This is a genomic window from Romboutsia sp. MSSM.1001216sp_RTP31141st1_G3_RTP31141_220114, assembly GCF_039031195.1.
Lineage (GTDB): Bacteria > Bacillota > Clostridia > Peptostreptococcales > Peptostreptococcaceae > Romboutsia_C > Romboutsia_C hominis.
The window spans coordinates 50,682-64,555 of the sequence record NZ_JBCIUO010000001.1 but is presented as its reverse complement, the minus strand read 5'-3'; the positions used below and the strand labels follow the sequence as shown (position 1 = coordinate 64,555).

The 13,874-nt window shown below is 29.3% G+C and carries 14 protein-coding genes and 1 other annotated feature; of the genes, 2 read left to right on the top strand and 12 right to left on the bottom strand.

From position 1 onward, the window contains the following. Window positions 1-79: 79 nt before the first annotated feature. The 5 genes from ilvA to nadD form a co-directional block, all read right to left on the bottom strand. The gene (ilvA, locus tag ABCP60_RS00345; RefSeq protein ID WP_092927219.1) at window positions 80-1,297 is read right to left on the bottom strand and encodes a threonine ammonia-lyase; all 1,218 of its coding nucleotides are present in this window, start codon (window positions 1,295-1,297) and stop codon (window positions 80-82) included. A 347-nt stretch (window positions 1,298-1,644) separates the two neighbouring features. Next, the gene (leuS, locus tag ABCP60_RS00340) at window positions 1,645-4,065 is read right to left on the bottom strand and encodes a leucine--tRNA ligase (RefSeq protein ID WP_092927221.1); all 2,421 of its coding nucleotides are present in this window, start codon (window positions 4,063-4,065) and stop codon (window positions 1,645-1,647) included. A 56-nt stretch (window positions 4,066-4,121) separates the two neighbouring features. Next, window positions 4,122-4,314, bottom strand: a binding site (T-box leader). Between the two features lie 29 nt (window positions 4,315-4,343). Continuing rightward, the gene (rsfS, locus tag ABCP60_RS00335) at window positions 4,344-4,694 is read right to left on the bottom strand and encodes a ribosome silencing factor (protein ID WP_092927223.1); all 351 of its coding nucleotides are present in this window, start codon (window positions 4,692-4,694) and stop codon (window positions 4,344-4,346) included. 70 nt (window positions 4,695-4,764) lie between these two features. Continuing rightward, a complete protein-coding gene (gene yqeK / locus ABCP60_RS00330; protein ID WP_195580842.1) occupies window positions 4,765-5,340 on the bottom strand; it encodes a bis(5'-nucleosyl)-tetraphosphatase (symmetrical) YqeK in 576 nt (191 codons plus the stop codon). 2 nt (window positions 5,341-5,342) lie between these two features. Continuing rightward, complete coding sequence (gene nadD / locus ABCP60_RS00325; RefSeq protein WP_092927227.1) at window positions 5,343-6,029, bottom strand: nicotinate-nucleotide adenylyltransferase; 687 nt, start codon at window positions 6,027-6,029, stop codon at window positions 5,343-5,345. Window positions 6,030-6,146: 117 nt separating this feature from the next. Here nadD and recX point away from each other — a divergent pair, with 117 nt between their 5' ends. Continuing rightward, window positions 6,147-6,785 (top strand): recombination regulator RecX, encoded by a 639-nt coding sequence (gene recX / locus ABCP60_RS00320; protein ID WP_343101020.1) that lies wholly within the window; start codon window positions 6,147-6,149, stop codon window positions 6,783-6,785. A 276-nt stretch (window positions 6,786-7,061) separates the two neighbouring features. Next, entirely contained in the window at window positions 7,062-7,979 is a 918-nt protein-coding gene (locus tag ABCP60_RS00315; protein WP_343101019.1) for a ribonuclease Z, read from the top strand. A gap of 101 nt (window positions 7,980-8,080) precedes the next feature. Here the strand turns inward: ABCP60_RS00315 and ABCP60_RS00310 are convergent, their stop codons facing one another. From ABCP60_RS00310 to ABCP60_RS00280, 7 genes are all read right to left on the bottom strand, one after another. Further along, window positions 8,081-9,415 (bottom strand): CoA-disulfide reductase, encoded by a 1,335-nt coding sequence (locus ABCP60_RS00310; RefSeq protein WP_092927233.1) that lies wholly within the window; start codon window positions 9,413-9,415, stop codon window positions 8,081-8,083. A 183-nt stretch (window positions 9,416-9,598) separates the two neighbouring features. Further along, window positions 9,599-9,970, bottom strand: a complete 372-nt coding sequence (locus ABCP60_RS00305; protein WP_092927234.1) for a YhbY family RNA-binding protein — start codon at window positions 9,968-9,970, stop codon at window positions 9,599-9,601. An 18-nt stretch (window positions 9,971-9,988) separates the two neighbouring features. Next, a complete protein-coding gene (gene obgE, locus ABCP60_RS00300) occupies window positions 9,989-11,266 on the bottom strand; it encodes a GTPase ObgE (RefSeq protein WP_092927236.1) in 1,278 nt (425 codons plus the stop codon). Window positions 11,267-11,403: 137 nt separating this feature from the next. Continuing rightward, window positions 11,404-11,694 carry a 50S ribosomal protein L27 gene (gene rpmA, locus ABCP60_RS00295; RefSeq protein ID WP_071121257.1) on the bottom strand — a complete coding sequence of 97 codons (291 nt, stop codon included), beginning with the start codon at window positions 11,692-11,694 and terminating at the stop codon, window positions 11,404-11,406. 13 nt (window positions 11,695-11,707) lie between these two features. Then, window positions 11,708-12,025 (bottom strand): ribosomal-processing cysteine protease Prp, encoded by a 318-nt coding sequence (locus ABCP60_RS00290; protein ID WP_092927238.1) that lies wholly within the window; start codon window positions 12,023-12,025, stop codon window positions 11,708-11,710. Window positions 12,026-12,038: 13 nt separating this feature from the next. After that, window positions 12,039-12,350: a 50S ribosomal protein L21 gene (gene rplU, locus ABCP60_RS00285; RefSeq protein WP_092927240.1), complete on the bottom strand. Its 312-nt coding sequence runs from the start codon at window positions 12,348-12,350 to the stop codon at window positions 12,039-12,041. A 116-nt stretch (window positions 12,351-12,466) separates the two neighbouring features. Beyond that, entirely contained in the window at window positions 12,467-13,870 is a 1,404-nt protein-coding gene (locus ABCP60_RS00280) for an Rne/Rng family ribonuclease (protein ID WP_195580838.1), read from the bottom strand. Window positions 13,871-13,874 lie beyond the last annotated feature (4 nt).

The following is a 13,874-nucleotide window of genomic DNA, read 5'->3' as shown; positions in this document are numbered from 1 at the left end:
ACACATATTTTTTTAAGCAGGGTTACAAATATACTATATTTTTATTTGTAAACACCTGCTTTTAGTATATTTTTTAAAATTACATTTCTACTATATCAAATCCAGCACTTGTTACTGCATCTTTTATTTCTTTTATATGATCTTCTGATACAGTTTCTACAACTAGCTCAGCAGATTGTTTTCCTAGAGTACTTCCCATTGCTAATCTAGATATATTAGCTGCTAATATATTTCCATTTTTTTCACTTATTATCTTAGTTAATTCAGCAAGTCCGCCTGGCTTATCTTGTATTACAGTATTGAATGAGTATCTTCTTCCTTCTGTAGCTAATGCTGTTCCTATAACTCTATATAAAGTGTTAACGTCTACGTTACCACCAGATATTACACAAACAACGTTTTCATCTTTAGCTGGAACATACTTTCCACTTACCATTGCTGCTGTACTTACTGCCCCTGCACCTTCTGCTATAACTTTTTGATTTTCCATTAAGAATAAAATCCCTTGTGCTATTTCTTCTTCAGTTACAACTATAACATCATCAACTAATTCTTTTATTATTTCAAATGTTAAATCTCCTGGTGTTTTAACTGCTATACCATCAGCTATTGTAGTATCATTGAAAGCTGTAGTTACTTCACCATTTTTCATAGATTCCTTCATTGAAGGTACGTTAGAAGTTTGAACCCCTATAATTTTTACATTTGGGTTTAAAGCTTTAGCAGCTACTGCTATACCAGCTATTATTCCCCCTCCACCGATTGGACATAATATAGTGTCTACTTTATTGTCTAATTGCTCAAATATTTCAAGAGCTATTGTTCCTTGTCCTGCTATTACATATTTATCATTAAATGGATGTAAGAATGTTGCTCCAGTTTCTTTTTGTATTTCAACAGCTTTTGCATATGCATCATCATATACTATTCCGTTTAAAACAACTTCTGCTCCATATCCTTTAGTCGCTGTTACCTTTGCAAGTGGTGCTGTTGCTGGCATAACTATTGTTGCCTTTATTCCAGTCATCTTTGCTCCTAAAGCAACTCCTTGTGCATGGTTTCCTGCACTTGAAGCTATAACACCGTTTGCCTTCTCTTCATCAGTTAAGTTAGCTATTTTGTTACAAGCCCCTCTTAATTTAAAAGATCCTGTTTTTTGTAAGTTTTCGCACTTATAGAAAACATTTGCCCCAGTCTTAGCACTTAGCTTAGCACTTTCTAATAAATCTGTTTTTTTAACTATATCTTTTATAGTTTCTCTAGCTTGTTGTACATCTTGTAAAGTAACTTTTGTCATCGTATAAGTCTCCCTCTTATTAGTAATTTTTGTAATCACCCTTTAACAATTATTATTCTATACTCTTTTTTTACAAAATGCAACAGGAAATCGCTATTTCATAATTTTTTAATTTTTCTAAAAAAGTGACACAATTACTATTTTCTCCTTTATTAATTAAGAGTATACCTTTGTTACACCTTATTTTTTTAACTTGTATACATTATATTTTACTATATATTTGATACCATTTTATTTTAAAATTTTTTTAAATAATTTTAATTTATTTAGGATTTTATTGTATAAGTTTATTTCTTTTATATTATCCCTAAGCGTAAAAAAGAGGTAGCTTAGCTACCTCTTAAAAACTATTTAACAACTATGTTAACTAACTTCTTAGGAACAGCTATAACTTTAACTACAGTTTTACCTTCCACTAAAGCTTTTATTTTTTCGTCTTCCATTGCTACTTTTTCCATATCCTCTCTAGATATATTAGTAGCAACACTTAATTTTCCTCTAACTTTTCCATTAATTTGAACTACTATTTCAACTTCATCTTTAACTAATGCAGTTTCATCATATTCTGGCCAAGATATATCAAATATACTTCCTTCTTTACCTATCATTGCCCATAATTCTTCTCCAATATGAGGAGCAAATGGTGAAAGTATAGTAACTATTGTATCTACACCTTCTTTTATAACAGCATCATTTCTAGCTTCTAATTCTTTGTATTTATACATCTCATTTACTAATTCCATTAATGCTGATATAGCAGTATTAAATCCAAACTTTTCATTAAGGTCTTCTGTAACTTTCTTTAAAGTTGCATTTATTGTGTATCTCATAGCCTTATCTTCTTTAGTTAATTCACCTAGAGAAACATCCTTCTTAGCTACATCTGCTAATTCATCTATTAGTCTATATACTCTATTTAAGAATCTAAAGCATCCTTCAACACCTTGATCTGACCATTCTAAATCTCTTTCTGGTGGTGCAGCAAATAATACGAATAATCTAGCCGTATCTACTCCGTATTCTTTTATTATTTCTGATGGTGCTACAACATTTCCTTTAGATTTACTCATCTTAGCTCCATCTTTTAAAACCATACCTTGAGTTAATAAGTTCTTAAATGGTTCTTTAAAATCTAACATTCCCATTTCATTAAATGCTTTAACAAAGAATCTTGAGTAAAGAAGATGAAGGATTGCATGTTCTACTCCACCTATATACTGGTCAACTGGCATCCAATTGTTAACTGCTTCTTTATTAAATGGCTCTTCAGTATTTTTAGGATCTATGTATCTTAAATAATACCAAGAAGAATCAACGAAAGTATCCATTGTGTCAACTTCTCTTCTAGCTGGCTTTCCACAACAAGGACAAGCAGCATCCATAAATGTTTTTGAAGTTGTAAGTGGAGATTCACCTTTACCTGTAAATTCAACATCTGTAGGTAATAATATAGGTAAATTTTCTTTCTTTTCAGGAACTATACCACATTCATCACAGTATACTACAGGTATTGGACATCCCCAATATCTTTGTCTTGAAAGTAACCAGTCTCTTAATCTATAATTAACTGTTTTCTTACCTCTTCCCATTTCTTCTATTTTTTCAATTATAGCTTCAAAAGCTTTTGAAGCTTCCATTCCATTAAATTCACCAGAGTTTACCATTATATTTTCTTCATTTATAACTTCAACTACTGGTAATTCATATTTAGCTGCAAATTCTCCATCTCTTTCATCATGAGCTGGTACTGCCATAACTGCACCTGTTCCATAATCTGCAAGAACATAGTTAGCTATCCATAACTGAACTTTCTCTCCATTTACAGGATTTATAACGTGCTTACCTATAAATAATCCTTCTTTTTCTACATCACTTGAAGTTCTTTCTATTTCAGTCATAGTATGCATTTTAGCTACGAAAGCATCCACAGCCTTTTCGTATTCTGTTCCTGCTACTAATTCTTTTACTAGCTCATGTTCAGGAGCTAAAACCATATAAGAAACACCATAAACTGTATCTGGTCTAGTTGTAAATACCGTTATAGTTTTATCACTTCCATCTATATCAAAAGTTATTTCAGCTCCAGTACTCTTTCCTATCCAGTTCTTTTGCATTGTTTTAACTTTTTCAGGCCATCCATCTAAAGTGTCTAAGTCTTGAAGTAATTCTTCTGCAAAGTGAGTAGTCTTGAAATACCATTGTTCTAGATCTTTCTTTATAACGATAGAATCACATCTTTCACATGCACCTTGAACAACTTGTTCATTAGCAAGAACTGTTTCGCAAGATGGACACCAGTTAACAAAAGATTTTTTCTTATATGCTAATCCATGTTCTAAGAACTTTAAGAATATCTCTTGTGTAAATTTATAGTACTCTGGTGTAGAAGTTGCTACTTCTCTATCCCAGTCAAAGCTAAGACCTAATGTCTTAAATTGCTTTCTCATATCTTCTATGTTTTCCATAGTCCATTTATCTGGATGTATCCCATGCTTTATAGCTGCATTTTCCGCTGGAAGTCCAAATGAATCCCATCCCATAGGATGAAGTACATTGTATCCTTGCATTTTTTTAAATCTAGCTACTACATCACCTATAGAGTAGTTTCTAACATGACCCATATGTAATTTTCCTGATGGATAAGGGAACATTTCTAATGCATAATATTTTGGTTTTGTTGTATCATTTGTATCTGTTTTGTATTGGTTGTTTTCTTCCCAAGTTTTTTGCCATTTGGCTTCAACTTCATTTGGCTTATAAACACTCATTTTAATCCTCCTATTATTTTTATAATATTAAAAAATCCCCGTCTCTAAACATAATGTTTAGGGACGAGGATATATTTTCGCGGTACCACCCTAATTAGTCTATAAATAGACTCTCTTAGATAGTTTTTATGCCAACTACGGCTAAATAGATACTTCTAGCAAGTTCAAAGGTATATTTTACTAGTTTTCACCTACCACTAGCTCTCTGAAAAAACATATTCTTTTACTACTCTAGTCTATTTAATTATTTTTAGTTATAATAGTTTATATTATCACCTTTATGCTAATGTGTCAACATCAACATATGGAGCATCTTTCCATAATTTTTCTAGATTATAGAATGATCTATCTTCTTCATTAAATATATGAACCATTATATCGCCATAATCTAAAAGTATCCAAGTTTGAGATTCGTATCCTTCTTTTCCTCTTGGTTCTATACCAATCTTTGTAAGTTCATCTTCTACATTATCAGCTATTGCCTTTACTTGTCTTTGAGATCCTGCTGTTGCAACTATGAAGTATTCACATAAACTTGAAACAGCTCCTATATTTATTATAGATATATCTTGACCTAACTTATCATCTATTGCATCATATGCAATCTTAGTGATTTGTTCTACTGTCATATTATTTCCTACCTTTCTAAAATTAAACATATTTTTATATTATATCATAAATTGCGATTTAAATATATTACTATTTATTGCTTCTATTCTCTAGCATATAGTTTCTTGCTTTTATAGTTTTTTCATGTATCATTTGATTGTTATCTATAACAAATTTTATAGTATTATTAAAAGACAACAACAATGCTTCGTCTAAATTGCCACCATATACAAGTTCTCTTAATTTTTCCACACCATTAAAGTTTCTATCTTCTTCTATTAAGTCAGCTATATATATTATTTTTTCAAGAAGTGACATATTTTCTCTTCCTGTAGTATGAAATCTTACAGCTCTTATAACATCTTCATTTTCTATATTATATTCATATTTACATATATATGAACCTATTATACTATGAGACAATGCTAAACTATTTTTTTCTAATTTATCTAGTTTTATATCATATTTTTTAACATAAAATTTGACATCCTCATCACTTAAGTATTTTGCACAATCATGAACAATTCCTGCTAAATAAGCCATATCTTTATCATACCCGTAAATTTCGCTAAGTTTTACTGCACAATTGGCTACATTCTCAGAATGTCTATATCTTTTTTCTGGTAACATATTTCTTACTTTATCTTTTATATCATTGTAATTCATTTTTAATCTCCATTATTATATAGTTTCTTACATTCTATATACTCTCTAACTTCTTCTGGTACTAAATATCTTATAGATCCATTATTTTTTAATTTTTCTCTTATATAAGTAGATGATATATCTAAAGATGGTACATATACCTCTATAATATTTGCACTATATTTTTTTCTTAAATCATTTATTTTTTCTTTAGTACTAGCTTTGCTTATGCCCGGTCTTGTAGCTGCTATAAATGTTGCTAATCTAAAATTTTCTTCTACATTTTTCCAAGTTTCTATATCACAAATTGCATCTGCCCCTGTTATAAAATATATATCTATTGAGTCGTATTCTTTTTTCATATCCCTAAGCGTATCTATGGTATAAGTTCTTTTATCTCTTATAATTTCCATATCTGATACTATGAAATCTTCATTGCTCATGGTTGCTAACTTTACCATTTCATATCTATCATATTTGTTTACAATGGTATTTTTTTTATGTGGTGGATTGCCCGATGGTATAAATATTATTTTATCTAGTTTATATTTATCCCTAATAAATTCAGCAGTTGCTAAATGTGCAGAATGAATTGGATCAAAAGTTCCCCCCATAATTCCAACTTTTGTACCTTTATATGTTTTGTTAAACTTTCCTAGTTTTGTCCTATTTATCTCCTCTGCTTTCTCAACTAGATTACTAGTAATCATTTTTACTCTCCTTTATATATTTATACTATTATTTTATCATTTTTTTTATAATATTAAAGATTATAAATCATATTTTAGTGTATACTTATATTTATATAATTATAAAGGAGTTTAAATATGGCTATAATTACTAAAATAGAGGCACAAAAAAGGAATACTGACAGAGTAAATATTTATGTAAATGATGAATTTTTCATGGCTATATTTACTGAATTAGTATATACATTCAGTCTAAAAAAAGGTATGGCTATAGATGAAAATGACTTAAAATCTATACTTAAGGAAGAGATGTATATAAAAGCTAAAACAAAAGCTCTAAATATTTTATCTAAAGCAGATCAATCAGAAAATAAAATAAGAGAAAAGCTTTCAAATGACTTTGAAGAAGATACTATTGATTTAGTTATAGAGTTTTTACAAAAAAATAATTTTATAAATGATGAAATTTTAGCTCAAAAAATAGTCAATACAAATGTTAATTTAAATAAATATGGTAAAAATAAAATTAGACAAAATCTATATAACAAAGGTATAGATAAAGATTCTATAGAGCAAGCTATATCTAGCTTAGATCAAGATAAAGAATTTGAAAATGCTATGTATTTAGCTAAAAAAAGATATGATAGGATAAAAAACGACGATAAACATAAAATATATCAAAAAATTTATCAACATTTAGCTTATAAAGGCTTTAGTTATGATATTATTAAACGTGTACTAAATAAATTACTAAACGTTGATGAATACGATATGTAGTTTTAGGAGGATTTGCTTTGAGCGAGGTTAAAAGAATATTAATAGGTGCTATAAGCCTAGGAATAGGTATATATAATCTTATTCAACTATATAGACAAGATAGCCTTAGATAAAATGGATTATAAATTTATAATCCATTTTTTGCTATAAATCTTAAAGTTTATACTTTATTTAAATTAATATATATTTTTTATCTATAAATATTTCTTTTTGCTACAGCAAATACTATTTCCTGGGTAATTAATTATATAAAAACTATTTTATGAGGAGTTTATAATGATTGATTTAATTTTACTTGGATGCGGAGGGAATCTCCCTACCCCTAATAGATATTTATCTTCTCTTTTTATAAATTACAATGGTAGTAAAATATTAATAGATTGTGGTGAAGGTACTCAAATATCTATGAAAATGAAAAATTGCGGATTTAAAAACCTCGATCTAATTCTTATAACACATTTACACGGAGATCACTTTAATGGATTACCTGGCCTTTTATCTACTATTGGTAATAGTGGCCGTACTGATGACCTAACTATAGTTGGCCCAGTTGGTATAAAGGAATATATAAATGCTGTTATGGTTTTAATTGAATACATACCTTATAAATTAAATATTATAGAAAATCCTAAAAATACTTTTTCTTTAGACCATGATATATTAAAAGACATTGAAATCTCAACTATGGAACTTGACCATTCTAGAGAATGTCTCGGATATAGTTTATATTTTAAGAGAAGGCCTAAATTTAATAAAGAAAAGGCAATTAGTAATAATGTTCCTATTATACTTTGGCAAAAACTTCAATCTGGAAAAAATATTGTATATAACGAGGTAGAATATACTCCTTCTATGGTGCTAGGAGATAATAGAAAGGGAATTAAAGTTAGTTTTATTACAGATACTAGACCTTTACTATCTATACCAGAATTTATAAAGGATAGTAATTTGTTTGTATGTGAGGGTATGTATGGTGATGATATGGATATTTCAAAAGCTGTTAAAAATCATCATATGACCTTTAGAGAAGCTGCAAACCTTGCTAGATTAGGAAATGTAGACAAGCTTATTTTAACTCATTTTAGCCCTTCTCTTGAAGACCCATATATATATTTAAATAATGCTACTAGTGTTTTTAAGAATACAATTATAGGAGAAGATAGATTAAGCTTTAATTTAAACTTTAAAGATTAATTATCAAAATACATTATATTAATATTACATTAAAAATAGGTTATTAAGCATAATAAGCATGCCTAATAACCTATTTTTAATCATTTATCGATATTAAGTTACTATTTAGCCACATTTCCTGCTACGTTTAGTACATCCCAAGTTCTAGCAAATGGAGGTGCGTAACATAAATCTAACATACCTAATTGATTAGTTGTTAATTTAGCAAATACTGCTGTCGCTATTACATTAGTTCTTTGAACTGCATCTTTAAATCCAACAACTTGTCCACCTAATATAACCTTTGTTTTTGCATCATATACTAACTTAACATATATCTTATTTCTACCTGGGTAGTAATTAGTTTGGTTAAAATCAGATATAAACTTAACTTTAAAGTCTAATCCAAGCTTTTGTGCTTGTACTTCTGTAAGTCCTGTAGAACCTGCTTCCATGTCCATAACTTTAATACAACTTGATCCTAAAGAACCTTGGAACTTATTATTAGCTCCAGCTAAATTTTCTCCAACTATTCTTCCTAATTTATTGGCTCCTGTCGCTAATGGAACATAAGAATCTTGTCCGCTTACTATATTTTTTATAGTAGCACAATCTCCAGCTGCATATATATCTTCTATAGAAGATTTTCCATATTCATCAACTATTATTGCTCCATTAGGTAACATATTTATACCTGTATCTTTTATAAAATCAGTAGCTGGTCTAACTCCAGTAGCTATTATAACTACATCAGCTTTTATTTCACCTTTATTAGTTATAACTTTTTCTACTTTAGTTTGTCCAACAAGTTCTGCTGCAAGTTCTTCTAATCTTAAATCAACATTATGTTTTTTAATTTCCTCTTCTAAAACATCAGTCATTTCTTTATCAAATACATTCTCAAGTATTCTACTTGTAGATTGAATTACTGTTACATTTTTACCTAATTTTTTAGCAGCTTCAACAGCTTCTAGACCTATAAATCCAGCCCCTATTATAACTACATCTTTATTTTCTTCTTTATTTAATAATTCTTTTACTTTTATTCCATCTGCCATGCTCTTTAATGTAGATACGTTTTCTAGCTGTACATTCTTTATAGGTGGTATTACACTATATGCACCTGTTGCTACCATTAACTTGTCGTAAGAATCTTCAAATTCAACACCAGTTTCTAAGTTTTTAACTATAACCTTTTTGTTTATTGCATCGACTTTTACTACTTCATGATGTATATTTAAGTCTATTCCAGTTTCTCTAAACTTTTCTGGACTTCTTGCTATCATATTGTTAGGGTCATCAAAAAATCCTCCAACAAAATATGGCAATCCACAAGCTCCAAATGATACAACTTCTCCCTTTTCATATACCACAACTTCATAATCTGGTTTAATTCTTTTAAGTTTTGCAGCCGCACTCATTCCAGCCGCAACTGCACCAATTATTATAACTCTCATTTTTGCCTCCTAAATTGCAGTCATTTTATATTTTATAATTAAGTTAGTATTTTGCCTTACTTTTTATACCATTCTTAGTTATTATATTAACATTATTTTTTGTAAAAATCTATATACTTCATTATAATATAAAATCTTTTTTATAAAAAATAACCATCTAAAATAGATGGTTATTTTACTAACTTATTTTCTAAATGCCTTTTTAGTAGGCTTTCCTTTTTTAGTCATATTTTCTGGCTTAACCTTTGGTTTAGCTGGTTCTTGACCTGGGAAGAATATCTTTGGTTCTTCTTGATTTTTTCTATATATTGTAAATTTATATCCTATAGCTTGTACAAATTCCGCTCTTAAAGCTTCACATACAGCATTAGCAGTTTCTTTAGCATCTAATCCTGCATTATCAAGTATAGTTACTTTAACTATTTCTCTAACTCTTAACATATCATCTAATTGTTCTAAGAAACTCTCTGTAACACCATCTTTACCTATTTGAGTAACAGGCTTTAAAGTGTTAGCTATTGATCTTAAGTATGCTCTTTGCTTACCTTTTAACATTTTGTCACCTCTTAATTTTTAATTGTAGAATTCAAATTCTAATTCATATATTCTAACAGTATCTCCATCTTCTATTCCCATCTCTCTTAGTCTATCAAAAACACCTTCGCCTTCCATAGCCTTTTGGAAATATTGGATAGATTCCATATCATCAAAGTTAACAGAGTACATTATTCTTCTTAGTGCCTTACCAGTAACAACATACACTCCGTCTTCTATTTCTATGTTTAAACCTTCTTCTTCTGTATTATCAAGTTCTGGCTTATACATTTCTTCTTCTGTGAATAACTCTATTTCTTCAACATCTCTTAGTATCTCAGAAACATATGCTATTACATCATCTACACCCTCTCTAGTAGCAGCAGACATTTTAAATACTTTATACCCTCTGCCTTCTAAGTTGTTTTTAAATTCTTCAAATACACTTTCATCTTCAAGTATATCTATTTTATTAGCAACAACAATTTGTGGTCTAGTTGATAATTTTTCATTGTATAACTTAAGTTCATCATTTATCTTATCAAAATCTTCTAATGCATCTCTACCTTCTAGTCCTGATATATCAACTATATGTATTAATACTTTAGTTCTTTCAACATGTCTTAAGAAGTCGTGTCCAAGACCAACTCCTTCAGCAGCTCCCTCTATAAGACCTGGTATATCTGCTAACACAAAACTATCACCAAATTTAGTTTGAACAACACCTAAGTTTGGTGTTAATGTTGTAAAGTGATAGTTTGCTATTTTTGGCTTAGCCTTAGTAACTACTGATAAAAAAGTAGATTTTCCTACGTTAGGGAATCCTAGTAACCCAACATCAGCTATCATTTTAAGCTCAAGAGTTACCCATCTTTCTTCTCCATCTGTACCAGATTTAGCAAAAGCTGGAGCTTGTCTTACTGAGTTACCAAAGTGTTGGTTCCCTTTTCCACCTCTACCACCTTTAGCTATTACAGCTCTATCTCCCTCTTCTTTTAAATCCGCTAATATAAGTCCTGTAGCTTCATCTCTAACTACAGTACCTGCAGGAACTTTAAGAATTAAATCCTCTCCATTTTTACCTGCTTTTCTTTTTTTACTTCCGTCTCCACCGTTTTCTGCAGCATATTTTCTCTGATATTTGAAATCCATTAATGTTCTAAGACCTAAGTCAACTTCAAATATAACACTTGCACCGCGTCCACCGTCTCCTCCATCTGGTCCACCAGCTGGAACATATTTTTCTCTTCTAAAAGATACCGATCCGTTACCACCGTTCCCGGCCTTAATAAAAATTCTCGCTCTATCTATAAACAAATTAATCACCTACTTGATCGACCTTCAATTAATTTAATTAGGGTCTTTTTGATTATTTTTCCCGATTTAACTGACTTTAATCAGTAAAATATCTATCTACAAGAAAAAGGAGTGCATTAACACTCCTTTTTTAAGTATTACTCAGCTATAGATACTGGGTATACACTTACTTTCTTTCTCTTCTTATCTTTTCTTTCGAATTTAACAGCACCGTCAACTAATGCAAATAAAGTGTCATCTCCACCTTTACCTACGTTAGTTCCTGGATGTATCTTAGTTCCTCTTTGTCTTACTATTATACTACCAGCAGTAACTACTTGTCCGTCAAATCTCTTAACACCTAATCTCTTAGATATAGAATCTCTACCGTTCTTAGAAGATCCTACCCCTTTCTTAGATGCAAGTAACTGTAAGTTCATGTTTAACATTTGGAGTCACCCCCTACTTTTTTAAGATTTTTATGTTTTTGGGATATTCCCTTTTAATTCCTTCAATAGCTAATTGAAAATGATTTAATAATAGTTGAGAATCATTTAGATGTTTATCTTTAACTATACACTCTATATGACCTTCTTGACCTACTACTTTTTCAAATTCAACTTTAACAAGCTTGTCTAAAGAATTTATGACTGCAATTGCATTAGATGTTACTGCAGAACATACTATATCATAGCCTATTTCAGCGAAATCAGCATGACCTTTTAGACAAAAGCCTTTCATTAAGAAATCATCGTTGTAATAATATTTAACTTTAATCATTACTATTCACTAATTAAGCGTTTATTTTTTCAACAACTATCTTAGTGTATGGTTGACGATGTCCTTGCTTTCTTCTGTAGTCTTTCTTAGCTTTGTACTTGTAAACTACAACTTTCTTAGCTTTACCTTGCTCAACAACTTTTGCTTGAACAGAAGCACCTTCAACAACTGGAGCTCCAACTACTAACTCTCCGTCTTTAGTGCAAGCTAATACTTCGTTTAAAGTAACCACATCACCTTCGTTAGCTTCTAACTTTTCAACGAATAATACATCACCTTCAGCAACTTTATATTGCTTTCCACCTGTTTTAACTATAGCGTACATTAAATACACCTCCTCGGTCTCAAACTCGCCATACAGGTACTTCAGTAAGAAGTTTTAAACCTGTTCTGTGCGGCATTACATTTATTAATATTACTACGTTATTATACATTTGTCAACTAACTATTATAAATTATATTCACTTTTTCTATATTAATTTCAGGTAAACCTTTTAACTCAAGATTTATACTATATTTTTTACTTATACTTTTAATTATATCCTCAAAATTTTTATTTATATCTTCATATACTTTTTTATTAATTTCAATTGTTATATTGTTATATGATGTATGTTCTTTAATTCTCATAGTTTCTTTTTCTATATTATCTATTATAGTTTTGGTAGATATAACAAAAGAGTCGCCCTTGCATAAATTGCACTCATCTAAATAATAATTATATATAGGGTCTTTTTCTCTTCTTCTTGCTATCTCAACTAAACCTAATTTTGTCATCCCTAATACCTTAGATTTTCTTTTATCTTTACTTAATTCTTCTTCTAGTACCTTTATAAGTTCTCTTTTTTGACTTTCTTTTTCCATATCTATAAAATCAATTATAATTATTCCAGATATATCTCTAATTTTTATTTGTCTAGCTATTTCTATAGCTGCTTCTAAATTAGTTTTATATATTGTGTCTCTTAGTTTTATATTGCCTATATTTTTTCCCGTATTTACATCTATAACCGTTAAAGCTTCAGTTTTTTCTATTATTAAGTATCCACCACTACTTAACCATACTTTTTTATTAAGACACTTTTGTATTTGAGAATTTACATTGTATATATCAAATACATCTTTATTTTTTTCTAATATAATTTTGCCTACATATTTTTTATCTATAGATTTTAATAGTTCTTTTAATTCATTATACTTTTTTTCATCATTTGTAACTATTTTACCTAAATCTTCACTTATATAATCTTTAATGTATTTACTTGCAAAATCCAATGATTTATAAAGCAGCTTAGGTCCTATTCCTAATTTAAACTCTTTTAAGATTAAATCATATTGACTTTTTAAGTTTTCTATGTCCTCTTTTAAATCTTCTAAGCTACATCCTACTGCTTCTGTTCTTATAATTATACCTGTATTGTCTTTAATAATTGATTTAGCTAGCTTTTTTAATCTAAATCTTTCTTTCTCATCTGTTATTTTGTTAGACATAGTTATTCTATCATTTGACGGTATATAAACTATATATCTTCCAGATAAACTTATTTCAAGATTTAATTTGGCTCCTTTATTTCCTATCTCTTCTTTATTTACTTGAACCATTATTTCTTGCCCTGCTTTTATATTGTCTTCTTTTTTTAATTGAAGGTATGCAAGTCTATCGAAACCTATGTCTACAAAACATGCTTCTATTCCTGGCAATACTTTTTTTACTATACCTCTATATATATTAGAGACTTTTTTGTTCTTTTTATTATCCTCTATATATACCTCACTTAATTTATTGTCTTCAAGTACAGCCACTTTCTCAGATGATATAAGAGATTCTATTATTATATCCTTCATACTT

Coding starts and splice junctions, on each gene's coding strand:
- ilvA (WP_092927219.1), bottom strand. CDS start 1,297: ATGACAAAAGTTACTTTACAAGATGTACAACAAGCTAGAGAAACTATA.
- leuS (WP_092927221.1), bottom strand. CDS start 4,065: ATGAGTGTTTATAAGCCAAATGAAGTTGAAGCCAAATGGCAAAAAACT.
- rsfS (WP_092927223.1), bottom strand. CDS start 4,694: ATGACAGTAGAACAAATCACTAAGATTGCATATGATGCAATAGATGAT.
- yqeK (WP_195580842.1), bottom strand. CDS start 5,340: ATGAATTACAATGATATAAAAGATAAAGTAAGAAATATGTTACCAGAA.
- nadD (WP_092927227.1), bottom strand. CDS start 6,029: ATGATTACTAGTAATCTAGTTGAGAAAGCAGAGGAGATAAATAGGACA.
- recX (WP_343101020.1), top strand. CDS start 6,147: ATGGCTATAATTACTAAAATAGAGGCACAAAAAAGGAATACTGACAGA.
- ABCP60_RS00315 (WP_343101019.1), top strand. CDS start 7,062: ATGATTGATTTAATTTTACTTGGATGCGGAGGGAATCTCCCTACCCCT.
- ABCP60_RS00310 (WP_092927233.1), bottom strand. CDS start 9,415: ATGAGAGTTATAATAATTGGTGCAGTTGCGGCTGGAATGAGTGCGGCT.
- ABCP60_RS00305 (WP_092927234.1), bottom strand. CDS start 9,970: ATGTTAAAAGGTAAGCAAAGAGCATACTTAAGATCAATAGCTAACACT.
- rpmA (WP_071121257.1), bottom strand. CDS start 11,694: ATGTTAAACATGAACTTACAGTTACTTGCATCTAAGAAAGGGGTAGGA.
- ABCP60_RS00290 (WP_092927238.1), bottom strand. CDS start 12,025: ATGATTAAAGTTAAATATTATTACAACGATGATTTCTTAATGAAAGGC.
- rplU (WP_092927240.1), bottom strand. CDS start 12,350: ATGTACGCTATAGTTAAAACAGGTGGAAAGCAATATAAAGTTGCTGAA.
- ABCP60_RS00280 (WP_195580838.1), bottom strand. CDS start 13,870: ATGAAGGATATAATAATAGAATCTCTTATATCATCTGAGAAAGTGGCT.